Origin of the sequence: Brachybacterium sp. GU-2, assembly GCF_030866705.2 — a bacterium.
Lineage (GTDB): Bacteria > Actinomycetota > Actinomycetes > Actinomycetales > Dermabacteraceae > Brachybacterium > Brachybacterium conglomeratum.
In genome coordinates, this window is record NZ_CP133037.2 from 1,608,250 (window position 1) to 1,631,027 (window position 22,778).

At 73.5% G+C, this 22,778-nt stretch carries 19 protein-coding genes and 2 pseudogenes; 7 read left to right on the forward strand and 14 right to left on the reverse strand.

The window, feature by feature from the left end; genetic code table 11:
* The first annotated feature begins 5 nt into the window (after positions 1-5).
* A complete protein-coding gene (gene argS, locus RBL05_RS07370) occupies positions 6-1,763 on the forward strand; it encodes an arginine--tRNA ligase (RefSeq protein ID WP_308740063.1) in 1,758 nt (585 codons plus the stop codon).
* A 133-nt stretch (positions 1,764-1,896) separates the two neighbouring features.
* Positions 1,897-2,604, forward strand: a complete 708-nt coding sequence (locus RBL05_RS07375; RefSeq protein ID WP_308740062.1) for a lysoplasmalogenase family protein — start codon at positions 1,897-1,899, stop codon at positions 2,602-2,604.
* Positions 2,605-2,613: 9 nt separating this feature from the next.
* Here the strand turns inward: RBL05_RS07375 and RBL05_RS07380 are convergent, their stop codons facing one another.
* The gene (locus RBL05_RS07380; protein WP_308740061.1) at positions 2,614-3,549 is read right to left on the reverse strand and encodes an alpha/beta hydrolase fold domain-containing protein; all 936 of its coding nucleotides are present in this window, start codon (positions 3,547-3,549) and stop codon (positions 2,614-2,616) included.
* A gap of 124 nt (positions 3,550-3,673) precedes the next feature.
* Between RBL05_RS07380 and mtnN the strand changes: the two genes are divergently transcribed.
* Complete coding sequence (gene mtnN, locus RBL05_RS07385; protein WP_263309839.1) at positions 3,674-4,396, forward strand: 5'-methylthioadenosine/S-adenosylhomocysteine nucleosidase; 723 nt, start codon at positions 3,674-3,676, stop codon at positions 4,394-4,396.
* Positions 4,397-4,413: 17 nt separating this feature from the next.
* On the opposite strand, the gene RBL05_RS07390 is transcribed toward mtnN, so the two are convergent.
* Positions 4,414-5,355 carry an NAD(P)-dependent oxidoreductase gene (locus tag RBL05_RS07390; protein WP_308740060.1) on the reverse strand — a complete coding sequence of 314 codons (942 nt, stop codon included), beginning with the start codon at positions 5,353-5,355 and terminating at the stop codon, positions 4,414-4,416.
* Positions 5,356-5,416: 61 nt separating this feature from the next.
* On the opposite strand from RBL05_RS07390, the gene RBL05_RS07395 reads away from it, so the two are divergent.
* On the forward strand, positions 5,417-7,210 hold the full coding sequence (locus tag RBL05_RS07395) for an alpha/beta hydrolase (protein ID WP_308740059.1): 1,794 nt from the start codon (positions 5,417-5,419) through the stop codon (positions 7,208-7,210).
* Positions 7,211-7,222: 12 nt separating this feature from the next.
* Here the strand turns inward: RBL05_RS07395 and RBL05_RS16915 are convergent.
* A pseudogene (locus RBL05_RS16915) lies at positions 7,223-8,082 on the reverse strand (sulfurtransferase).
* Positions 8,079-9,293, reverse strand: coding sequence for an endonuclease/exonuclease/phosphatase family protein (locus RBL05_RS07410; protein ID WP_308740057.1), 1,215 nt, complete (start codon positions 9,291-9,293; stop codon positions 8,079-8,081). The pseudogene RBL05_RS16915 and the gene RBL05_RS07410 overlap by 4 nt, the downstream one beginning before the upstream one ends.
* 71 nt (positions 9,294-9,364) lie before the next feature.
* Between RBL05_RS07410 and RBL05_RS07415 the strand changes: the two genes are divergently transcribed.
* Positions 9,365-10,246, forward strand: a complete 882-nt coding sequence (locus RBL05_RS07415) for an NAD(P)-dependent oxidoreductase (RefSeq protein ID WP_308740056.1) — start codon at positions 9,365-9,367, stop codon at positions 10,244-10,246.
* Between the two features lie 39 nt (positions 10,247-10,285).
* Here RBL05_RS07415 and RBL05_RS07420 read toward each other — a convergent pair.
* From RBL05_RS07420 to RBL05_RS07435, 4 genes and pseudogenes are all read right to left on the reverse strand, one after another.
* Positions 10,286-10,786: pseudogene (locus RBL05_RS07420) on the reverse strand (FAD-binding protein); the annotation flags it as partial.
* On the reverse strand, positions 10,786-11,106 hold the full coding sequence (locus RBL05_RS07425; RefSeq protein ID WP_263309845.1) for a hypothetical protein: 321 nt from the start codon (positions 11,104-11,106) through the stop codon (positions 10,786-10,788). The gene RBL05_RS07425 and the pseudogene RBL05_RS07420, both read right to left, overlap by 1 nt.
* Positions 11,107-11,148: 42 nt before the next feature.
* Complete coding sequence (locus RBL05_RS07430) at positions 11,149-12,486, reverse strand: TFIIB-type zinc ribbon-containing protein (RefSeq protein WP_263309846.1); 1,338 nt, start codon at positions 12,484-12,486, stop codon at positions 11,149-11,151.
* Between the two features lie 31 nt (positions 12,487-12,517).
* Positions 12,518-13,738, reverse strand: coding sequence for an SPFH domain-containing protein (locus RBL05_RS07435; RefSeq protein WP_263309847.1), 1,221 nt, complete (start codon positions 13,736-13,738; stop codon positions 12,518-12,520).
* Between the two features lie 91 nt (positions 13,739-13,829).
* Here RBL05_RS07435 and RBL05_RS07440 point away from each other — a divergent pair, with 91 nt between their 5' ends.
* Positions 13,830-14,756, forward strand: coding sequence for an arsenic resistance protein (locus RBL05_RS07440; RefSeq protein ID WP_308740055.1), 927 nt, complete (start codon positions 13,830-13,832; stop codon positions 14,754-14,756).
* On the opposite strand, the gene RBL05_RS07445 is transcribed toward RBL05_RS07440, so the two are convergent.
* The 6 genes from RBL05_RS07445 to RBL05_RS07470 form a co-directional block, all read right to left on the reverse strand.
* Entirely contained in the window at positions 14,746-16,560 is a 1,815-nt protein-coding gene (locus tag RBL05_RS07445) for an ABC transporter ATP-binding protein (protein ID WP_308740054.1), read from the reverse strand. The genes RBL05_RS07440 and RBL05_RS07445 overlap by 11 nt on opposite strands.
* Before the next feature lie 65 nt (positions 16,561-16,625).
* On the reverse strand, positions 16,626-17,594 hold the full coding sequence (locus tag RBL05_RS07450) for a Na+-dependent transporter (protein ID WP_318604237.1): 969 nt from the start codon (positions 17,592-17,594) through the stop codon (positions 16,626-16,628).
* 33 nt (positions 17,595-17,627) lie between these two features.
* Positions 17,628-18,251, reverse strand: a complete 624-nt coding sequence (locus RBL05_RS07455; RefSeq protein ID WP_308740052.1) for a response regulator transcription factor — start codon at positions 18,249-18,251, stop codon at positions 17,628-17,630.
* Positions 18,248-19,408: a sensor histidine kinase gene (locus RBL05_RS07460; protein WP_308740051.1), complete on the reverse strand. Its 1,161-nt coding sequence runs from the start codon at positions 19,406-19,408 to the stop codon at positions 18,248-18,250. Before RBL05_RS07460 ends, RBL05_RS07455 begins: the two co-directional genes overlap by 4 nt.
* 23 nt (positions 19,409-19,431) lie before the next feature.
* Entirely contained in the window at positions 19,432-20,208 is a 777-nt protein-coding gene (locus tag RBL05_RS07465; RefSeq protein WP_308740050.1) for an ABC transporter permease, read from the reverse strand.
* Between the two features lie 47 nt (positions 20,209-20,255).
* Positions 20,256-21,179 (reverse strand): ABC transporter ATP-binding protein, encoded by a 924-nt coding sequence (locus tag RBL05_RS07470; RefSeq protein WP_308740049.1) that lies wholly within the window; start codon positions 21,177-21,179, stop codon positions 20,256-20,258.
* 98 nt (positions 21,180-21,277) lie between these two features.
* On the opposite strand from RBL05_RS07470, the gene RBL05_RS07475 reads away from it, so the two are divergent.
* On the forward strand, positions 21,278-22,777 hold the full coding sequence (locus RBL05_RS07475; RefSeq protein ID WP_318604239.1) for an amidohydrolase: 1,500 nt from the start codon (positions 21,278-21,280) through the stop codon (positions 22,775-22,777).
* The last annotated feature ends 1 nt before the right edge of the window (position 22,778 follow it).

Below are 22,778 nucleotides of genomic sequence, written 5' to 3' on the forward strand. Positions count from 1 at the left end.
GAGCCATGCCAGCTCCCGAGATCGCGCTGACCGAGCGCTTCCAGTCCGCCTTCGCCGCCGCCTTCGGGCCCGAGTTCGCGGACGCCGATCCGATCATCCGCCCCTCGCAGTTCGCGGACTTCCAGTGCAACGCCGCGATGGGACTGGCCAAGCGCCTCGGCCGCAAGCCCCGCGACATCGCCGCGGACATCCTCGCGGCCGTGGACCTCTCGGACATGGCGGAGACCCCGGAGATCGCCGGTCCCGGCTTCCTGAACATCCGCCTGCGCACCGACTGGGTCGCCGCGCAGGCCGCCGAGCTCGCGGCCGACGCCCGGCTCGGCGTGCCCGCTCCCGAGCACCCGGACACCGTGGTGCTCGACTACTCGGCGCCGAACGTGGCCAAGGAGATGCACGTCGGCCACCTGCGCACCACCGTCGTCGGCGACTCGATCGCCCGCACCCTCGAGAAGCTCGGCCACACCGTCGTGCGCCAGAACCACATCGGCGACTGGGGCACCCCCTTCGGGATGCTCATCGAGCACCTCCTCGAGGTGGGCGAGGACAGCGCCGAGGCGGAGCTGCTGAAGACCGACCCGAACGCCTTCTACCAGGCGGCGCGCGCGAAGTTCGACGCCTCCGAGGCCGCCGCCGACGGCGGGTCCGGCTTCGCCGCGCGAGCGCGTCGGCGCGTGGCGACCCTCCAGTCCGGAGACGCCGAGTCGCTGCGCATCTGGAGGCACCTGGTGGGGCTGTCCAAGGAGTACTTCCACCGCATCTACGAGATGCTGGACGTGACGCTGACCGACGAGGACCTCGCCGGCGAGTCGACCTACAACGACCAGCTCGAGACCACCTGCAACGATCTGGAGGCCGCCGGGATCGCCCGGATCTCCGACGGGGCGCTGTGCGTGTTCCCGGAGGGCTTCACGGGGCGCGACGAGCAGCCGCTGCCGCTGATCATCCGCAAGACCGACGGAGGCTACGGCTACGCCACCACCGATCTCACCGCGATCCGCCATCGCGTGCGGGACCTCGGGGCTGACCGCATCGCCTATGTCGTCGGCACCGCGCAGGAGCTGCACTTCCGGATGGTGTTCGCCACCGCGCGGGAGGCGGGCTGGCTGCCGGACGAGGTCGAGGCGACCCATGTGAAGATCGGCTCCGTGCTCGGTGAGGACGGCAAGATCCTGCGCACCCGCTCCGGCGCCTCGCTGCGGCTGATGGCGCTGCTGGAGGAGGCCGTGGCGAAGGCCCGCACCGTCATCGACGAGCTGCGCCCCGACCTCTCCGACCAGGAGCGCGAGCAGATCGCGCACGCGATCGGGATCGGCGGCGTGAAGTACGCAGACCTCTCCACCGCGCACGACTCGGACTACACCTTCGACCTCGACCGGATGCTGGCGCTGACCGGCAACACCGCGCCCTATCTCCAGTACGCGGTGGCCCGGATCCGCTCGATCGGCCGACGGGCCGAGACGGCCGGCGTCACCGCCGCGGACGCGCCGCTCGTCGTCAACGACGCGGAGCGGGCGCTCGCGCTGCAGCTGCTCGAGTTCGGCCCGGTCCTCGCCTCCGTCGGCGCGGAGTACGAGCCGCACCGACTGTGCGCCTATCTCTTCTCCCTCGCGCAGGCGTTCACCGCGTTCTACGACGCCTCCCCGATCCTCAAGGAGGACGACGCGGAGGTGCGCGCGGGTCGTCTCGCCCTCGCGCAGCTCGCCGAGCGGGTGCTCGTCGAGGGCCTCGACGCGCTCGGGGTGGAGGCGCCGCAGCAGATGTGAGGGCACCCCCGGCGCGGCAATTCGGACATCCCTCCCCGGTCGTGACCGAACCGTGTCCGCCGTTACCCAAACGTGCCCCAGTCCGGCGGTCGATCCCTGGTCAGAGCCAGGATCTGCTTCCTACGCTGGGACGGTGTCCACGATCCGTTCGGCCCATCGCGCCCTGTGGGGGGCCTATGCGCTCCTCGCACTGGTCCACCTCGGCGCGCTCCTGGCCGACTCGGATCTGATCGGCCGGATCACCCAGCCGATGTTCGCCCCGCTGCTCATCGCCGTGGTGCTCACCGCGGCCCCGTACCGCTCCCGCACGACGGGGCTCATGCTCGGCGCCCTGGTCTGCGCATGGATCGGAGACAGCGTGGGGCAGGTCCCCGTCGAGAGCAGCGGGATGCTCGCCGTGGTCGGCTTCCTGGGCGCGCTGATCTGCTACTCGGCCGCCCTCGTGCCGCTGTGGACCCGTTCCCGCGACCCGATGCGCATCGCGCTCGCGATCCCCTACGGCGCCGTGGTGATCGGGCTGTTCGTCGCCTGCGCGGACGGGGCCGGCTCCCTGCTGCCGATGGTGGCCGCCTATGCGGTGGCGCTGGCGACGATGGCCTTCCTCTCCGCCGGCGGCAACGGCCTGACCTGGACGGGAGGCACCCTGTTCCTGCTGTCGAGCTCGCTGCTGGGGATGGACTGGTTCCTGGCTGGCGCCGCGATCGCGTTCAGCACGGAGCTGGTGATGCTGACCTACCTGGTGGGCCACGCTCTGCTCGTGGCGGGGCTGGTGAAGGCGATGCCGCGGCACCGCTGGACCGTCGCCGCCCCCGCCTCCTCGCTCGTGATTCTCGAGGGCTGACGGGGCCGCTCAGCCCTGCCGGCCCTCCTGATCCTTCCGGCCCAGGGCGCGGCCGATCAGCTCGGACTGCTCGCGGTGCAGCCGCTCGATGTCCTCGCCCTTGCGGGGGATCAGCTGCAGACCGAGGCGGCCGCCGATCTCCCGATAGGCGACCTCCTCGCCGTTCTCCTCGAGCTGGAGACGCGCGACCCGCGCGTCGGAGGCGAAGAGGTCCTTCTGGCCGACGCTCAGGTGCAGCGGCGGCAGGCCCTCCAGGCCCCGGTTGATCGGGGAGAGGTCCGGATCGTCCAGCGGGGTGCGCCCGGCGTAGCGGCGGGCCGCATCGCGCAGCAGGCGCCGCTCGTGCACCGGATCGGACTGGTCCGTCTCGCTCATCCACGCGGCGGACAGCTCCAGGTCCAGCCAGGGCGACATCAGCACGATCGCGGCCGGGGCGGGCACCGGCGCGAGCGCCTCGGACTCCTGCTCGACCAGTCGCCGCGCGACGACCACGGCGAGCCCGCCGCCGGAGTGCTGGCCGCTGAGGACCCACGGGCCCTCGCCCAGCCGTCCGTCCGCCGCGAGCGCGGCGAGGACCGCCTCGACGTCGTCCCGGGCGACGGGGTGCTGGTGGTCTGGGGCGTTGCGGTAGTCGACCATGAGCCCGGCGCAGTCCTGCGCCTCGACCTGGCGGGAGAGCCAGGCCCAGTCGCTGGTGAAGGGGCCCGAGACGTAGGCGCCGCCGTGCAGGTGGATGATCAGGCCGTTGCCGCGGTGGTGGCGGTCCAGCCACACGGTGCGGGTGCGGCCGATCATCTCCTGCTCGATCGCATGGGACTTCAGCACGTGCGAGGGAGGCTGCGGGCTGCGGGCCTCGCGCAGCGCCTGATGGGTGAGGGCGGAGGGGATCGGGATCCTCGCGGCGGCGCGAGCCCCCGTCACCACGGCGTCTCGGATGCGACCCATCGCTTGCCCTCCTGTCCGCGGCCGCTCGGGCCGCCTCTGTGCCGGTCCGCCCAGACTAACGAACCCGCCTGGACGGTGCGGGAGCGGCACCGGCCGGGCTCCGTTCCGCCGGTACGCTTCGAGCATGCCTGAGACCTCCGCCCCCGCTCCCCTGCTGGTCCTCGTCGCGATGCCCGAGGAGGCCGCACCGCTGACCTCCCGCCTCGAGGACCCCGCCCCGGTCGAGGTCCCCTTCCCCGCCCCGGTCGCGGCCGTCCGCGGTCGTCTCGCCGGCACGGACGCGGTGGTGGTCACCACCGGCATCGGCGTCGCCGCCGCGACCGCGGCCGCGACCTGGGGGATCCTCACCCTCTCCCCCGCCCTCGTGGTCGCCGCCGGCTCCTGCGGCGGTCTCGCCGCCGACGTGGAGGTCGGCACCGTGATCGTGGGCGAGTCCTTCGCCTGGTCGATCGCGGACGCGACCGCCTTCGGCTACGCCCCCGGGCAGCTGCCCGGCGGGCCCGAGCGGATCGTGGCCGAGACGGCCTGGGCGGACCGGGCCGAGCGCGCCGCCCGCGCCGAGGCGGCCGCGGTGCGGCGCGGGCTGATGCTCGCCGGCGACGCCTTCGTCACCGCCCCGCTGGCGGACCCGATGCGGGAGCGGTTCCCCGGCGCGCTCAGCGCCGACATGGAGACCACCGCCACCGCCCGCACCGCCGGGGCGCTCGGCGTGCCCTTCGTGGCGCTGCGCGCCGTCTCGGACCTGTGCGGTCCCGCCGCCGGTCAGCAGTTCCACCTCGAGATCGACGTGGTCGCGGAGACCTCGGCCCGGGCCGTCGAGCGCCTCGCCGCCGATCTCGCCGGCTGAGGCGCCCCGGCGCGGCGTCAGCGCGCGGCCGGGTGCAGCACCTCGCCGCCCTCGACCAGGACGCGGAGGTTCGCGGCGATCCGCTCGTCGGCGCCGACGGGCCGGCCTCCCGCGCCGTGCGGGGTGATCAGCAGGCGCGGCGCCTCCCACAGCGGATCGCCCTCCGGGAGCGGCTCGGGCTCGGTGACGTCGAGAGCGGCCGCGCCGAGGGTCCCCGCCTCGAGCGCCTCGCGCAGCGCGACCTGGTCGACGGTCGCGCCGCGGCCGACGTTGACGAGGATCGCGTGGTCCGGCAGCGCGGCGAGCACCTCGCGACCCACGATCCCGGCGGTGCGCTCGGTGGCGGGCAGGATGTTCACCAGCACGTCGGTGTCCGGCAGAGCAGCGGGCACATCGGCCTCGGAGATCACCTCGACGCCGGCGCGGGTGCCGGCGCTGCGAGCGGCGCCGCGCACCTCGGCGCCGAGGCCCTGCAGCATCGGGGCGAGGGTCTGCCCGATGCTGCCGAAGCCCCAGACCAGCACGCGCGCGCCGAGCAGCGTGGTGAGCCGGCCCTCGGGGTGCAGGGGCTGCAGCCCGCCGAGCTCGCCGCTCCACACGTGCCGCGCCTGCGCCTCGCCCGCCTCGGGCAGTCGCCGCACGAGGGCGAGCAGCAGGGCGAGCGCGTGCTCGCTGACGGTCCTCGAGTGCAGGCCCGCGCCGGTGGCGACGACGACGTCGTCGGCGAAGCCGGCGGCGAGGATCCCCTCTACCCCGGCGGCGAGGGATTGCACGAGCCGCAGCTGCGGCAGGTCCGCGGCGGCGGAGGCGAGATGGCGGCGGGAGGAGCCCCAGACCACGAGCGCGGCGGCGTCGTGGTGGGCGGCGGGGATCTCGGCGCGGGCGTCGACCACGACCGCCTCCCAGCCCTCCGGCAGCGTCGGGTCCAGCGGCATGGTGTCGGGAAGCAGGATCTTCATGGCACCAGGGTACGGAGGGAGCGCATCGCGCCTGACTGGGGTCCTCCGTTAGCCTTCCCCCATGCGCTTCGGCCCCGCCTCGGCACTGTCCTCCCTGACCGGCCTCACCGGCGGCGCCGCGCGAGCGCTGCGCCGCACCACCCGCCGGGCGCGGCTCGGGGCGCGCCGCTCGGCGATCGCCGCCCCGCTGGACACCGGCGGCTTCCTCGGCGCCTCGCTGACCGCATGGATCTCGACCTCCCCGAGCCTGCTGCCCCGCACCTGGTGGATGTGGGCGGCGAACATCGGGCTGTCGGAGGTCTACGGCTACGCCACCGGCGCCCTCGCGGGCCGTGCCGTGCGCCGCGCCGGCGCCGCGATCGGCCTCGAGGTGGACATCGCCCCGGACCATCGCCGCCGCGCCCGCTGGGCGGGGGCGTGCGCCCTCGTCGGCATCACCGCCTACTCGTGGGTGCGCGGGGTGATGCGGCAGCGGGAGATCAGCCTTCTGGTCCACCAGGAGCCCAAGAACCTCGCCACGCACCTGGTCGGCACCGCGGCCGGCGCCGGGTTCTCCCTCGCCGCGCTCCTCGCCGCCCGGTCCACCGTCGCGACCGCGCGCTTCTACCGTTCACTGCTGCGCCCTTACCTGCCGGCGCGTGTGGTCGGCGTCGCCTCGCTACTGCTGACCGCCGCGACGGTCGCGGTGGTGGTGGACCGGCTGATCCGCGGGCGGGTGCTCGAGGGCATGATCGAACGGGCCGACGCCGCGAACCGGCTGATCTCCCCCGACGTGCCCCGCCCCACCTCCGCGCTGCGCTCGGGCGGGCCGGGATCGCTGGAGACCTGGCAGTCCCTCGGCGCGCCCGGCCGCAAGATCGTCTCCGCCGGCGCGGAGGCGGCCACGATCTCCCGCACCGTCGGCCGTGAGGCGGCCGAGCCGATCCGCGTGTACGCCGCGAAGTCCGGCTCCCGCACCCTCGAGGACACGGTCGAGGCGGTGATCGCGGAGCTGGACCGCACCGGCGCCTGGGACCGGGAGGTGCTGGTGCTGTTCACCGGGACCGGCACCGGCTGGCTGCAGGAGTGGTCGCTGTCCGCGATCGAGTTCCTCACCGCGGGGAACTGCGCGACCGCCTCCCTCCAGTACTCGTACTTCCCGAGCCCCCTCACCTATCTCGCCGACCGCCGCTCCCCGCAGCGCGCCGGCGCGCTGCTGGTCCAGGGCGTGCGGCGCCGGATGGCGCAGCTCCCGCCCCAGCGGCGTCCGCGCCTGTACGTGGCCGGCGAGTCGCTGGGCGCCTTCGGCGGCACCGCCGCGTTCCGCGACCTGCCCGAGCTGCTGCGCACGGTCGACGGGGCGGTGTGGACCGGCACCCCGAGCTTCACGCCGCTGTGGGAGCAGCTGACGAAGCGCGCACGGCCCGGCTCCCCCGCGGTCGCGCCGATCATCGACGACGGCCGGCACGTCCGCGTGGTCACCCGACCGCGCGACCTGGACCGCAACTACTGGGGCGGGCTGTACGTGCCGTGGGAGAGCCCGCGCGTGGTCTTCGCCCAGCATCCCTCGGACCCGGTGGTGTGGTTCGACCCCTCGCTGCTGTGGCGGGAGCCTGCGTGGCTCCAGGAGCGGGTGGGGCACGACGTCACCCCGGCGATGCGATGGTTCCCCTGGATCACCTTCTGGCAGGTCGCCTCGGACATGCCGCTGTCGATCGCGGCGCCGGGCGGGCACGGCCACTCGTACCACGAGGAGATGGTCCCGATCTGGGCGGCGGTGCTGGGCCAGGACGTGCCCGAGGAGCAGCATCCCGCGCAGCGACGCCGGCACCGCGAGATCATCGCGGCGATCCGGGAGATCAACCCGGGAGCGTGAGCCGGAAGGGGCTCAGGGGTTCGGGCCGACGACGACGGGCCGTTCGGGGTCCGTGCTCCACTGCGACCAGGAGCCGGGGAAGAGCCGCACCCGCGGGAAGCCCGCGGCCTCGAGCGCGAGCAGGTCGTGGGTGGCGGTGACGCCGGAGCCGCAGTACACGACGGTCTCGCCGTCCGCGGTGACGCCGGCCGCCTCGAAGCGCTCCCGCAGCTCCTCGGGGGAAGGAAGCGCCGCTCCGGATCGAGGTTGCCGGCATAGGGCAGGTTCACCGCGCCGGGCACATGGCCGGCGCGCGGGTCGATCGGTTCGACCTCGCCGCGGTAGCGCTCGGGGGCGCGGGCGTCGATCACGACGGCCTCCCCGGAGGCGGCGAGCTGCGCGACCTCGTCGGCGCTCACGATCCGGTCCGCGGGCCAGTCCCGCACCGGCACGTCCCCGGGCTCCGGGGTGACGGGCCCGCTCTCGAGCGGTCCGTTCCAGGCGTGCAGGCCGCCGCTGAGCACGGAGGCCTCGTGGCCGAGGGCGCGCAGCATCCACACCAGGCGGGCGGCAGGGCCGCCGTCGGTGTCGTCGTAGGCGATGATGCGGGAGTCCTCGGTGACGCCGAGACGGCGCAGGGTCGCGGCGAAGTCCGCGGGGTCGGGCAGCGGGTGCCGGCCCGCCTCGGGGCGCGCCGGGGCCGCGAGCTCGGTGCCGAGGTCGACATAGACCGCGCCGGGGAGATGCCCGGCGAGGTGGTCGTGCTCGCCCTTGCTGCCGTCGAGCGCCCAGCGCACGTCGAGCAGGACCAGGGGGCGACCCTCCTGCCCGATCTCGTCGATCAGCGCGTGCAGCGCGGCGACGTCGAGGAGCGGGGCGGAGATCGGGCTCACGCCTTCACCTGCAGGTCGACCCGCACCAGGCGGTGATCGGAGGTGGGGAAGGGGTGGCTGCCGGTCAGCTCGCTGCCCGGCTCACCCCGGCGCGGCCAGTACACGGCCGAGGAGGCGATCTGCAGCTCGCGGGCGGGCAGCACGTAGTCCACGCGGAGGTTCCCGGGGGTGGGCTCGGCGAAGTCGGCGGTGTCGTACCGCGACTCGCCGGCGTGCTCGGCGTTCGCGTCGCCCTGCAGCTCGGCCGCCTCGACGGCGCCGTCGCTGGCGGGCTTCGGGTCCTGGACGCGGGAATGGCGCAGCAGCTGCTCGATCGCACCGGGCCAGGAGTCGCCGTCGGCCGGATCGGAGTTCAAGTCGCCGAGGATGACGAAGGGGACGCTGGGCTCCAGGCCGCCGCGCGACCCGGCGTCGTCGACGATCCACTGCGAGCGACGGCCGGGCTGGAGGTAGTCCACCCACAGCCGGATCTCGTCGTGGTTGCGTCGCTGGTTGCGCTTCTCGGGGCCGTCGAAGCTCGGCGGGGTGGGGTGGGCGGCGAGGACGTGGAGGACGTCCGTGCCGATCTGCACCGGCACGTCCCAGTGCGACTTCGAGCTCAGCCGCAGCTGCGGGGAGATCTCCGGCCCGTAGAACTCGGTGGGCAGCAGGTTGTGCGGCATGTCCGCCCAGCGCAGGTTCTGGAAGGTGCGCACCTGATCGGTGAGGATCGGGTAGCGGGAGAGGACCACCATCCCGTACTGGCCGGGGAACTGGCCGAACCCCCAGGCGTCGTCCGGGCCGCCGGCGGTGCCGTCGCGGTTCAGGTCCAGGCCGGAGGGGACGCCCGTGTTCACGGGGGCGGTGAAGGCGTAGGGGTAGAAGGCGGGGCTCTGCCCGTTCTGCGGCACCTCGAGGTACTTCTCGCGGAAGAGGTCCGCGCCCCGGCCCTCGTCGTCGTGGTCGAACTCGTTGAGCAGCAGGATGTCGGGGTTGTTGATCTGGATGACCTCGGCGACCGCCCGGATCTGGGCGTCCTCGCCGGTGGCGAGGTCCTCGAGCAGCTGCCCCTCACGGCCGCGGTTCAGGGAGGCGTTGTAGGTCGCGGCGCGCAGCGTCTGGAACGCGCCGCCCCGACGCGCGGGCTCCGCCGCGGTGGCGGCGGCGGGCAGTCCGAGCCCGGCAGCGGCGGCGGCGACGAGCGCCCGGCGGCGGGAGAGGCGAGGAGTCATGATCTCCATTGTGCACGTTCCCGGGACCGGACGACAGGCCGCTGTGGACGGCCCGGTGGCACACTGGCGGCATGAGAATCGCGTTCCTGGGCACCGGCCGCATGGGCACCGAGCTGGCCCTCCATCTGCTTCCCGACCACGAGCTCACCGTCTGGAACCGCACCGCCTCCCGCACGCAGCGCCTCGCCGAGGCGGGCGCCGCGGTCGCCGGCACCGCCGTCGAGGCCGTCGCGGGCGCCGAGCTGGTCGTCACCTCGCTGTTCGGCCCCGACGCGGTGCGCGAGACGGTGATCGTCCCGTCCCTGATCCCTGACGGCGTGACCTGGGTGGACACCACCACCGTCTCCCCCGCCGACGCCGACGAGTTCGCCGCCGCGGTCCCCACCTACGTGGGTGCGCCCGTGGTCGGCACCCTGGGCCCGGCCCGGCAGGGCACGCTCGGCGTCTACGTCGGCACCCCCGACGACGCACGGCGGGAGCAGGTGCTCGAACTCGTCGCCCCCTGGGCGGATCCGGAGCGGCTGCGCGGCGTCGGCTCCGGCCGGGAGGCCGCCGTCGGGAAGCTGCTGGCGAACCTGGCGCTGGCCGTCTCCGCGCAGGGTCTGCGGGAGGCGCTCGCCCTCGGCGAGGCGACCGGCACCTCCGCGGAGGCGACCCTCGACATGCTCGGCTCCACGGGGCTCGCGTTCATCGCGGGGATGAAGGGCCCGTTCGTGCGCAAAGAGCGCAGCACCGAGGGAGGGGACTTCACCGCGGACGCCATCGCGAAGGACGCCCGGCTGATGATCGACACGGTTGACGGCGCTGCGTCCGACGGCATTGCCCGTCCCGGCAGCGACCTGCCCGCGCTGCGCGGCGCCCTGGCCTCGCTCGACGCGAAGATCGCCGCCGGCCACGGCGAGGACGACTTCTCGACGATCCTGCTCCCGGAGGCCGAGCGCACCGGCGAGTGAGGCTTCAGCGCAGGTCGGCCAGGATCCCTGCCCGGCCTGCCGGTCGAGCCGGCGCCGCGCGGGGAGTCGTCGGGCGAAGGGCTCGACGAGGCCCGGCCCCGTCCCCCAGGTGAGGTGGAAGCGCGGCACGGAGTTGCCGTGTCCCTCGGCGCGGCCGTCGCCCCGCTCGGCCCAGCCGACGACGGGGAAGAGCCGGTGCCCCATCGACCGCAGCCACTCGCGCTTCTCCCCCGCCGCGAACTGCAGGTACGCCTCCGCCCAGCGGTGCGGCCAGTGATCATCGGAGCCGTCGGGCTCCTCTAACGCGGCGGAGCCCAGCCAGTCCTGACGGGCGAGCTTGAGGGAGTCGCTGATCCCGAGGCGGCGCTGCTCGGGGCTGTCCACGAGGAACAGCCCGCCGAAGCTCCACCACGCCTGCGCGCCGAGGTCCTGCTCCCCCTCGCGCTCCAGCAGCAGCACGCGCCGCCCGACGTCGGCGATCTCGGTCGCGGCGACCAGGCCCGAGAGCCCGGCTCCGACGACGACCTCCGACCCCGCCATCACTCCACCCTGATCCGCCGGACCCGTTCGAGATGGTCGCGGCTGTTGGCGCCGGACATGGTGCGGCTCTTCTGCCGGTTGTTGCTGCCGACGCGCCGGTCGCCGGTGCGGAGATTGCCGACGGCGACGTCGGTCTTCTTCTCGAACTCGTGCCGCTTGTCCCGGTTGCGGTAATAGCGGTAGATGCCGATGTAGGTCCCCAGGAACACCGCCGGGCCCAGCAGGAAGGGGAAGGCGATCCCGGCGGCGCCGTCCCCGGAGTCGGCCAGCAGCATCGCGGCGGTCGGGTCCGCGGCGATCTCAGCGAGCAGCGGGTGCATGCGGGCCTCCTCGGGGGTGGTCGGTCGTGGTCGGCGTGCTCATCAGAAGAACATGTAGGCGAGGCCGGCGAGCGCGCCGACCACGGCGGCGACGGTGCCCGCGGCGCAGGAGGCGGCGAAGATCTTCGGATGGGAGACGGGCACGGAGCCCATCGTGGTGCCGGTGCGGCCGTTGACGGCGATGTAGTGGGTGAGCGCGCCCTCGCCCTTGGCGGAGTCGGCGTAGCTGTACAGCCACACAGGCACGTAGATCGACACCCAGCGGGTGCCGTGCACGGCCACGCCCTCCTCCTTCCAGCGCACCCCGCGGTCGTAGCGGGAGATGGTGGGGGCGGCCTTCGCCCGAGCGATCGCGAGGAACTTGTCCTCCACCTCGGCGTCGACGTCCTGGATGTTCAGGTCGCGCCGCTCGGAGGTGAAGCCCTTGAGGTAGTTCGAGTTGTAGGTGACCGCGTTCTCGGTGTCGTAGGGCTGGACGGCGTTGAGGATGTTGTTGGTCGCCTGATGGTCCTCGTCCGCGTCGAACCGGCTCGCGGACTCGACGGTGAGGTCGTCGACCAGCAGATCGAAGGCGCGCTGGACGGCGTAGACGTCCGCGTCGTAGTAGGTCTCGGTGACGTAGTCGTCCTTGCCCACGCGACGCCGGACCGTGTACTCGCGGGTGGTCACCTCGCCGGTGCCGCGCAGCACGGCGTGCATGTTCCCGTCGACCACGAGATACGGGATGTACACGCCCATCACGTTCTCGGGCACGAACTCCCGCGTGAAGCGGCCCAGCGCGAAGGTCTTGCGCTTCCCGGCGAAGGCGTCGATCCGCTCGACCGCCTCCTCGCGGGTGAGCAGGAAGGGCAGCACCGCGTCCGGCACCGCGCCGTTGGGGATCTGCGAGTTGATCGAGAGGGTCTGACGGCACCAGTGGCAGCGTGCCTGCATCTGCTGGTCGACGTTGAGGACGATCTCCGCGCCGCAGCCCTGGCACTTCAGGGTCACGGTGGTGAGGTCCTCGCGCACGTCCGCGGTGCCGGAGGCCATGGTGTGGCCGCGCAGCTCCGCGATCGAGGAGTCGAGCCCGAAGCGCTGCTCGGCGATGTCCTCGTTCCAGCTGTGGCGGCAGTACGAGCACACCAGCGCCTTCGCGGTCAGCGAGTACTGGATCTCGGTGCTGCCGCAGCGGGGGCACTTGTTCAGCCCGTCGTCACGGCCGGAGCTCGTGTCGATGATCCGCTCAGAGCTGTGGCCGGCGGCGGCCTCGGCGGCGCGCGCGACGGCCTCGTCCCCGAGCATCGGGGCGCCGGAGCCGCCGTCGTCGGTCACCGACGGCGGCTGCGGCGGGCGCGCCCACGGCGGGCCCTGCGGATCCTGCGGAGGGGGCGAGGTCATCGAGGGAGTGCTCCGGGAGTGCGGGCGCGGCTCAGAGGCCGAGCGCGGCCTTCTTCGCCGCCTCGTAGTCCTCCTCGCTGATCAGCCCCTGCTCCAGCATCTGCTTGTACTGGGCGAGCTTCGCGACGGGGTCCTCCTGCGCGGGAGCGGCCTGCTGCTGCGGGGCCTGCTGCCCCTCGGCGGGGGCCTGCTGCTGCGGGGTGCCCTGCTGGCCGGGCGGCGCCCACGGCTGGACGGGGTTGACCATCCCGCCGGCGGCGCCCATGCCCGCCCCGAACATCGCCAGTCCCGCGCCGCCGCCGTTCTCACCCGCAGCCTGCACGCCGCGCGCGGCGGCCTGGTTCATGAACGACTGCGAGCGGGCGCCGGAGAGCGCGTCGGCCTTCTGCACGTCGGCCAGCAGCTCGCGGGTACGCTGGTCGTACTCGATCGAGACGATCGCGGTCTTCACGATCGCGAGGCCGCGGTCGCTGGACCAGCGGTAGCCCTCCTCGACGGCGGCCGAGAGCGACTGGGCGAAGCCGACCGAGTCGCCCTGGATGCGGGAGATGCGGTTGCCCTTGTCGGGATCGTTCGTGTAGCGGGAGAACGCCTGGGCGAGGGAGCCGACGACCTCCTGGAACATCTGGTTGCCGGCCGCGTTGTCGGGGTCGGAGAAGTCGAACACCGGGGCGTTCGCGGAGATGAACGAGGCGGGCACGAAGTTGTGCACGAACAGCAGCGGGTCGATGATCCGCAGCGTGTAGGAGCCGCGCGTGACCGCGCCGACCTGCGCATTGAGATACGCGTCGTCCCAGTAGATCTCCGACTGGGTGCCGAAGCGGTTGTCAGGGATCTCCTTGAGGCTGACGTAGAAGGCGAGCTGCTGCGAGGAGGGGCGGCCGCCGTACTTGAAGCGCTCCCAGGAGGTGCCCACGGTCGAGGCGAGCAGGTCGTCGCCCGCGAAGACGGAGCGGGCGTCCGGGGAGGAGTCGTTGAACTCGTAGCCGCCGGCCTCGGTGATGAGGCCCGTCGCGCGGCCGTCGACCACGGTGATCAGGCCGTACCCCTGGGGCACGAGGATCTTCGAGCCGTTGGTGATGACGTTCTCGGAGCCGCGGGTGTTCGAGCCGCGGCCGGCGTTGGTGCCCTGCGGGACCGCCGGGAACAGCGCCGCCGTCTGCGGCAGCCCGTTCGGGACGGTGAGGAAGTCCTTCCACTGATCGGCGAGCATGCCGCCGACCGCGCCCTTGAATGCCTGGATGAATCCCATGTGAGCTCCTTCGTCGCCCCCGACGTTGTGATCGCGGCCATGCTACCGCCCGTCCCCGGGCGCCCGCTGGGCGCCCGGCTACAGTTCCCCCATGGACCTGCTGCCGCTGCTCGAGCGCCGACAGGTCCCCCTCTATCTCGCCGCGATCGCGGCCGGGGTCCTGCTCGGTGTCGCGGCGCCGGGCACCGCCCCTGCCCTCGAGCTCGCCGTCGAATCCGCGATCGCCGCGCTGCTGCTGGTGACCTTCCACGGCATCCCCCTCACCCGCCTGGGCGCCGCCCTCGCAGGCCCCCGCTTCCTGCTCGCGCTGCTGGCGGTGAACCTGCTCGCGGTGCCGCTGGTCGTGTGGGCTCTGACCCGCCCGCTCGCCGGCTCGCCCGATCTGCTCCTCGGCGCGCTGCTGGTGCTGCTCGCCCCGTGCATCGACTACGTCGTGGTGTTCACGGCCCTGGCCCGCGGCGCGCACGAGAAGCTCCTGGCCGCGACCCCGATGCTGATGCTGGGGCAGATCATGGCGCTGCCGGTGCTGCTCCCGCTGCTCGGAGGCGGCGCGGCGACCGCCGCGATCGACCCCGCCCCGTTCGTGCGGGCGCTCGTGCTGCTGGTGCTCCTGCCGCTGCTGGCCGCCGCGCTGCTGCAGCGCCTGGTCCCCCACCTCGACCTCGCCCCGGCGATGGTGCCGCTGATGATCCTGGTGCTGCTCGCCGTCACCGCCTCGCAGACCCCGCGGGTGCTCGGCGCGGGCGGCGCGCTGCTCGCCCTCGTGCCCGTCTACGCGGCCTTCCTCGTGCTCGCCACGGGAGCGGGCCTGCTGATCGCGCGCCTGCTGCGCCTGGACGCCCCCACCGCCACCGCCGTGACCTTCTCCGGCGCGACCCGCAACTCGCTCGTGGTGCTGCCGCTGGCACTCGCGATGCCGACCCCGCTCGCCCCCGCGGCCGTGGTCACCCAGACCCTCGTCGAGCTGATCGGGATGGTGGTGCTGGTGCGGGTGCTGCCGCGGCTGATCAGCCGGTGATGTCGAACCGTGCCAGGCGCTTGCGGTCGCCGCTGTTCTGCAGGTCCAGCAGCTGGGCGTAGATCCCGCCGGAGGCGGCGAGCTCGGCGGGGGTGCCGATCTCGTCGATCCGCCCGTCCTCGAGGGTGATGATCCGGTCCACGGCCGCGATGGTCGAGAGGCGGTGGGCGATGATCAGGGAGGTGCGGCCCTCCATCAGCTCGTCCAGGCCCTTCTGCACCTGCCGCTCCGCCTTCGTGTCCAGGGCCGAGGTCGCCTCGTCGAGCACGAGCACCGGCGCGTCCTTGAGGATCGCGCGCGCCACCGCGATGCGCTGGCGCTGCCCGCCGGAGAGCTTCAGCCCCCGCTCGCCGATCACCTGCTCGTAGCCGCCGGGGAAGCGGCGCACGAAGCCGTCGGCGTTGGCGCGGCGGGCCGCGTCGGCCACCTCCTCGTCGCTCGCGCCGGGCCGGCCGTAGGCGATGTTCTCCCGCAGGGTGCCGGAGAACAGGGAGGCGTCCTGGAAGACGACGCCGATGCGGGAGCGCAGCTCGTCCAGCGGCAGCTCGGTGCTGGTGCGTCCCACCACCTCGATCTCGCCCGCGCGCGGCTCGTACAGGCCCAGCAGCAGGTTCACGATCGTGGACTTCCCGCCGCCGGACTCGCCGACCAGCGCGACCTTCTCCCCGCGGGCGACGGAGAAGTCGATCCCGTGCAGCACGTCCTCGCCGTCCTCGTAGGCGAAGGACACGTCCCGGAAGCGGACCACCGGGGCGCCGGGCACCGGCTCGATCGCCGGCGGCGTCACGTCGTCCTCGGCCCGGGCGAGCATCGCGGCGGTGCGCGGGTCGACCTCGGTCTCCATCACGCGGAAGTAGTCCTTGGACCCGGCGATGGCGCGCTGGGAGGAGTCGATCACCCAGCTCATCGACTCCACCGGGGCCTTGGCCATGCTCATCAGCTGCACCAGCAGCACCATCTCGCCGAGTGTGAAGGCGCCCTGGACCGTGCGCACGAAGATGATCACGTAGATGCCGAAGAAGACGAGGTTCAGCACCGCGCGGCGGATCACGTCCATGCGGTGCCAGTGCGTGGACTGGGCGCGGGTGGTGGCGTCGGTGGACCAGAAGCGCCGACGGAAGTCCTCGAGCTCCGAGCGCTCGCGCACGAAGGACTTCACGACCCGGATCTGGCCGACGACCTCGGCGAAGCGGCCGGAGGCGATGTCGACCTGCTCGTTCTTCTCCCCCTCGAGCCGCTGCCACTTCACGGAGGTGAGCGAGGTCAGCCACACGTACAGCGGGAACACGATCAGCAGCAGCACGGTCAGCGGCCAGGCGTACCAGGCGCTGATCGCGAGCACCGCGACCGTGGTGATCAGCATCGACGCGAAGGAGTTCGACATCATCTTCGCGAAGTTCGTGATCTCGGTGATCGAGCGGTTCAGCCGCGCCACGATCGTGCCGGTGATCTCCCCGTCGAACCAGCGCTGGGGCAGGTGGAGGAGCTTGTCGTAGTAGCGCACCGAGAGGATCGTGCGCATCCGGTTGCTCATCACGTCGCCGAACCAACCGCCGACGTTCGAGACCACGGTGTTGAACAGCTCGGCGACCAGCACCGCGGCCGCGATCAGCACCACAGCGCGCACGGCGGCGGAGGTGGGGGTCTGCCCGCCGACGGCCCCGGCGACCGTGTCGGTCGCGTGCCCGATCAGGAAGGGGACGGCGAGCGCCGCCGCCGCGGTGAGCACCGAGCAGACGATGATCGCGATGTACAGCGGTGCGAGGGCGCGGGTGAAGCGCACGATGCGCAGGAGGGATGCCACGTCCCACCACCTTACGGAGCGGTCACGGTGCGGTCCATGAGCCGCCTCACCCGGGCGCGACGCTCTCAGCGAACCGGTCTGCTCCCACGTGCCTGTTCAGTCGTCCTTCGGTCCGACGATCCCCAGTAGCATCCCGGGCGTTGCCCGTTCCCCGCCCGGCCCCGACGGACGCAGCCGGTGGCGAGCGCATAGGGTACGAGCATCACGAAGCCGACAGCGCTGAGCAGCAGGATCGCGACGACGATCGAGCCGGTCTGCTCGCTGCCTTCGGCGCCGGTGCGCGCGACGAGCAGTGCGGCGGCGATGTTGCGCTGGCTGGTGAGGATCGCGGGTCCGTCCGGGACGGTGAGGGTGTCCCCGGCGAGATCGCCGGCGAAGCGGCCCGCCGCGAAGGCGAGGGCGACGAGACCCGCGGCGACGAGGAGCACCGGGGAGAGCAGCAGGTCCAGCACGAGGCCGGAGTTCGCGCCGAAGCCGGAGAGGAACATCAGCACCGCCGAGACCGCGGCGACGCCGCCCGCGATCCGGGCGAAGAGATCGGCGCGTCCCGGCCAGACCGCGGCGATGACGATGCCGGCGATCATCGGGGAGAGCATCGTGCCCAGCAGCAGCTGGGCGACGGACCAGCCGTGCACCTCGACGTCCCGCAGGAGGAACGGCACCACCAGCGGCATGAAGGCGATCGATCCCAGCAGCAGCACCGCCATCGGCCCCGCGGTCTCGCCGTAGGGGATGCGGGCCATCGCCCCGAGCTGCAGCACGAACGGGGCGCCGGCCGCGCACAGCGCGATGACGAACCCCTCCCCCGTGTGGTGGGGCAGCAGGCCGCCGAGCAGCCAGATGAGCAGGGTGCCGACCGCCGGGACGACGACGAAGTTCGCGCCGAGGACGGCGAGGACGGTGCGGCGGTCCCGCAGCTGGTCGCGGAAGGCGCGCAGCGGGGTGCGCAGCCCCATCGAGAGCATGGAGGCGATCGCGAAGGCGGGCACGCTGATGTCGATCAGCGCGCCGAGCAGGGCCTCGATCGCATCCACCCCGGCAGACTACGCGTCACCCGTGGCAGGGGCTCAGATCCAGCCGTTGTCCGAGGCGGTCCTCACGGCCTCTGCCCGGTTCGCGACCCCCAGCTTCCCGATCGCGGCGGAGACGTGGTTGCGCACCGTCCCCTCGGAGAGGAACAGCCGCCCGGCGATCGCGGCGGTGGTGCCGCCGACGGCCGCGGCCTGCAGCACCTCGGTCTCCTTCGCGGTCAGGGGGCTCGGGCCGACGGCGAGGGACTGCGCGGCGAGCTCGGGGTCCACCACCCGCAGCCCCTGGTGGACGCGACGGATCGCATCGACGAGCCGCTCGACGGGGGTGTCCTTGACCATGAACCCGCCGGCCCCGGCCTCCATGGTGCGGCGCAGGTAGCCGGCCCTGCCGAAGGTGGTCAGCACGATGATCCGCGGGGCGCCGTCGGTGCCCTGCAGCTGCTCGGCCACGCCGATCCCGTCGGCCGGTGCGCCGTCGGCCCCGGCCGGCATCTGGACGTCCAGCAGCAGCACGTCGGGGTGCTGCTCAGCGACGAGCTCGAGGGTCTCGGCGCAGGTCGCGGCCTCCCCCACCACCTCGAGGTCGGGCTCCAGGCGCAGCAGGGCGGCGAGGCCGCCGCGGAGGATGGCCTGGTCGTCGGCGACGGCGACGCGGATCATGCCGCCCGGTCCATGGTCGCGACGAGAGTGGTGCCGGTCTCGGAGGAGTCGACCTCGAGCCGTCCCCCGGCGAGCACGACGCGGGCCTCGAGGCCCTGCAGACCGCTGCGGGAGGCGCCGTGGGGGATGCCGATGCCGTCGTCGGCGACGGTCACCGCGTCCTCCTCGACGGTGATCCGGGCGCGCGTGGCGCGGGAGTGGCGCACGATGTTGGTGACCCCTTCGCGGATCACGTAGCCGAACAGCTCGGCGAGGTCCTCGTGCAACGGCGGCAGGGCGGTGGGGACCTCGGCCTGGATCCCGACGGTGCCGAGCACGGTGCGGGCGGAGGCGATCTCGGTCGCGGCGCGCACGGTCTGCATGCCGGAGGCGGTGGCGCGCACGTCGGCGAGCGCCTGCCTCGTCGTGGTCTCGATGTGCTCGAGCTGGGCGCGGGCGGCCCCGGGGTCGCTCTCCAGCAGGCGCCGGGCGAGCTGGGCGGAGATCGTCAGCGAGGTCAGGGAGTGGCCGACGAGGTCGTGCAGGTCCCGCCCGATCCGCTCCCGCTCCGCGGCGACGGCGAGCACGGCGTTGCGGCGGTGGGCGGCCTCGAGCTGCTCCTGCAGCACCTGCTGGCGGATGCCGTGCCCGATGCCCCAGGACATGATCGTGCCCATCACGGCGAAGCCCGCCGCGATCGGCTGGCCGGCCACGAGCGCGATCGCCATGACGGCGAGGCTCATCAGCAGCATCGAGGGCACCGCCCACCGCCAGGGCAGCAGCAGCATATGCGTCATGGCCTGGAACATCACCATGTAGAGCACGTTCAGGCCGATCGCCGGGATCAGCACCAGCAGGATCCCGGTGCACAGCGCGAACCAGATCAGGCGGACCCGCCGCGGGTACAGCGCGATCCCGGTGGTGGCGGCGAACATCGCCCCGTACAGGAGCAGCAGCGCGGTGGCGAGCACCATCGTGGGCCCGGGCGCCTGCATCCAGCCGACCACGATCGGGATCAGCACGAACATCACCGGCGGGAGGGAGAAGGCGAGCCCGCCCGACTCCCGCGCGGCCCGGAGCACGCCGCGCGGGGTGAGGGGCCGGACGGCGGCCTCCTCCCCCGGCTCGGCGGGGTCGCGGGCCCACCGCCCCCAGTCCGGGGCGTCGGGGGTGCTCATGGCGGTCATTGTGCCAGCGTCCCTCATCGCCGCTGCAGACCCACCGCCCGGGACATGCTCACCATGCACAGCGCCCCAAGCACGAGGGTCCACACCCCGATCACGACCAGGCCCGTCACCGGCAGCTCCGCCCCCTGCAGGGACCACTGGCCCAGGCTCGAGATCCAGTAGGTGGGCAGCGCGCGGCCGAGGTCCTGCATCCACTGCGGGAACATCTCCAGCGGCATCCACAGCCCGCCGAAGATCGCCATCGCCATCATGGTCACCACGCCGCCGGCCATCGCGGCGGCGCCCCGGAGCACCATGCCGAGCACGAGCCCGATGAGGATCGTGGGCAGCAGGCCCAGCCACAGCGCCACGAGGGTGAGCAGGAACCGCTCGGGCGAGGCCTCGACCCCGGTGGCGAGCCCCACGAGGCCCACGGCCGCGAGCGCGGGGACGATCACGGCGCTCGCGGCGATCACGGAGCCGATGAGGAAGGAGCGGGGCGAGAGCCCGGCGACGACCAGCTGGCGCAGGAAGCCGTTGCGCTGGTCCTCCTGGATCTGGGTGCCGGCGGTGACTGCGGCGCCGAGCCCGCCGTAGGCGGCCATGTTGATCATGATCAGCCCGCGGGCCTGTCCCTCGGCCTCGGCGCCGAACATCATCGAGAACAGCAGGTACATCCCCACCGGCAGCGCGATGGTGAACACCATGAAGGCGGCGTTCGTGAGGGTCATGGCGGTGGTGTGGGCGGCGTAGCGCAGGGTGCGGGTCGCGGCCGAGGGCGCTGCGGCGGTGCGGGGTGCGGGGGCGGTCATGGCGGGGCTCCTGTCGTGGGCAGGGCGGGCGGCGGGGTCGGCGGCGCTCATCGCGCGGCCTCGTCCTCGTGCTCGGTGATCCGCAGGAACGCCTCCTCGAGGCCCGGGGCGGACACGAGCACGTCGTGCACGTCGCCGGCGAGCGGACCGGTGAACAGCGCAGCGAGCGCGGCGTCGGAGTCCGCGCACGCGGCCCGCACCCGTCGGTCGTCGGTCTCGTCGACCTCGGCGCTGTCCACGCCGGGCAGCGCCGCGACCTGCTCCGGGGCGATCCCTCGCAGCGTGATCACCCGCCCGGCGACGACGGCGGCGATCTCGGCGCCGGTCCCGTCGGCGACGACGCGGCCGCGGTCCATGACGACCACGCGGCCCGCCTCCCGCTCGGCCTCCTCGAGGTGGTGGGTGGCGAAGACGACGGTGCGGCCGCTCGCGGCGACCCGGCGCATCTGCTGCCAGAAGGCGCGGCGGGCACTGATGTCCATGCCGACGGTCGGCTCGTCCAGCAGCAGCACCTGCGGGTCGCCGAGCAGTGCGATCGCGAAGCGGACCCGCTGGGACTGGCCGCCGGAGAGGGCGCTGATCCGCCGCGGCATGAGCTCGGCGATGTCGGCGCTGTCGACGACGTCGGCCATCGGCATCGGATGCGCCTGCAGGGAGTGGAGCATCCGCAGCATGGTGCGGACCCTCTGGTCGGGCAGCAGCGCCCCGGCCTGCAGCATCGTGCCGATCAGTCCGGTGCGGGTCGCGGTCGTGGGATCGGTGCCGAGCACGCGGACGCTGCCCTGCTCCGGGGTCGCGAGCCCCACCATCATCTCCATGGCGGTGGACTTCCCGGCGCCGTTCGGGCCGAGCAGCGCGACGATCTCGCCGGGCCGGATCTCGAGGTCGAGTCCATCGAGGGCGCGGACCTCGCCGTAGCTGCGGGTGACGCCGCGCAGGCTGAGTGCATCCGTGAGGGTGGTCGTGGTCATGGCTCCACCCTTCCCTCGCGCACCCTCCGGCCCCCAGCCCCCGCGATCACGTCCGCCCCATGACAGACGTCATAGGCACGGCGGGCTACGCTGGATCGGTGCTGATCAGACAGGTGCTCCCCTTCGATGCCGCCGTCACCTCGGACCTGCGGATCGACGACGGGGCGATCGTCGAGCTCGGTGTGTCGCTGCCGCGCCGCGCCGGCGAGGAGGTCCTCGACGCGGACGGTGCGCTCGCGATCCCGGGGCTCTGGGACCAGCACGTGCACACCGGTCAGCTCGCCCAGGCCCATGCCCGCCTCGACACCACCGGCGCCGGCAGCGTCGGAGTGCTCCTGGAGCGGGTGCGCGCCGAGCTCGCCGCGCGGCGCGAGACCGGGGCGGCGGGCGCGGCGCTGATCGGCTTCGGGCACCGCCTGGTCGACTTCGCGATCCCGCCGACGGTGCCGGCGCTCGACGAGGCGACCGGTGCGGTGCCGACGGTGCTGATCGGCGGCGACGCTGATCACGCCTGGCTGAACTCCGCCGCGCTGCGCGCCCTGGGCCTGCCGCCGCGGGACGGGATCGTCGCCGAGGAGGACTGGTTCGCGCTCGCGCCGCGCCTGCCCGAGCTGCCGGGGGTCGCCGAGTCCGTCGCGACCGGTGCGGCGATGCTGCAGCGCCAGTCCCTGCAGCGCGGGGTCGTCGGCCTGGTGGACATGGAGTGGGGCCGGCCCTGGGAGTCCTGGCCGCCTCGCAGCCCGCGGATGCGGATCCGCACCGCCGTCTATCCGGAGGAGCTCGCCGCGGCGCCGGGCCCGACGGGCACGGTGCTGGACGGCACGGGCCTGGTGACGATGGGTCCGCTGAAGGTGATTGTCGACGGGGCGCTCGGCTCCCACTCGGCGTACACCCGCGAGGCCTACACCGACGGGCACGGCTATGCCGGGCACGGCGTGCTCAGCGTCGGCCCCGAGGCGCTGCGCGACGCCCTCGCCGAGGCGAAGCGGCGCGGCTTGAGCGCCGCCGTCCACGCGATCGGGGACGCCGCCGCGCAGGTCGCCCTCGCCGCGATCGCCGAGGTGGGGATCGCGGCGCGCATAGAGCACGCCCAGATGCTCACCGACGACGACATCGACGCCATGGCCGCGCTCGGGGTGGCAGCCTCCGTGCAGCCCGCGCACCTGCTGGACGACCGGGACGCGACCGAGGCGATCTGGCCCGGCCACGGCACGCAGGCCTTCCGCCTCCGTGACCTGCGGGAGGCCGGAGTCGAGCTCGCCCTCGGCTCCGACGCGCCGGTCGCGCCGCTGGATCCGTGGCTGGCGATGGCCGCGGCCGTGCACCGCAGCGCCGACGAGCGCCCCGCCTGGCATCCCTCCCAGCAGCTCCAGCCGCGTGAGGCCCTGGCCGCCTCGACCGACGGGGTCGGGACGCTCGACGTCGGAGGCCGCGCGGACATCGTCCTCCTCGAGGAGGCGGACGAGCTCTTCGCCGACGTCCCCGTCGGCACGGACGGGCTGATGGACGAGGCCGCGGCCCGCGAGGCGGCGGCGCGGCTGCGCGCCGTCGACCCGCTCGCGACCGTGGTCGCCGGGCGCCTCGAGTCGCAGCGGTAGA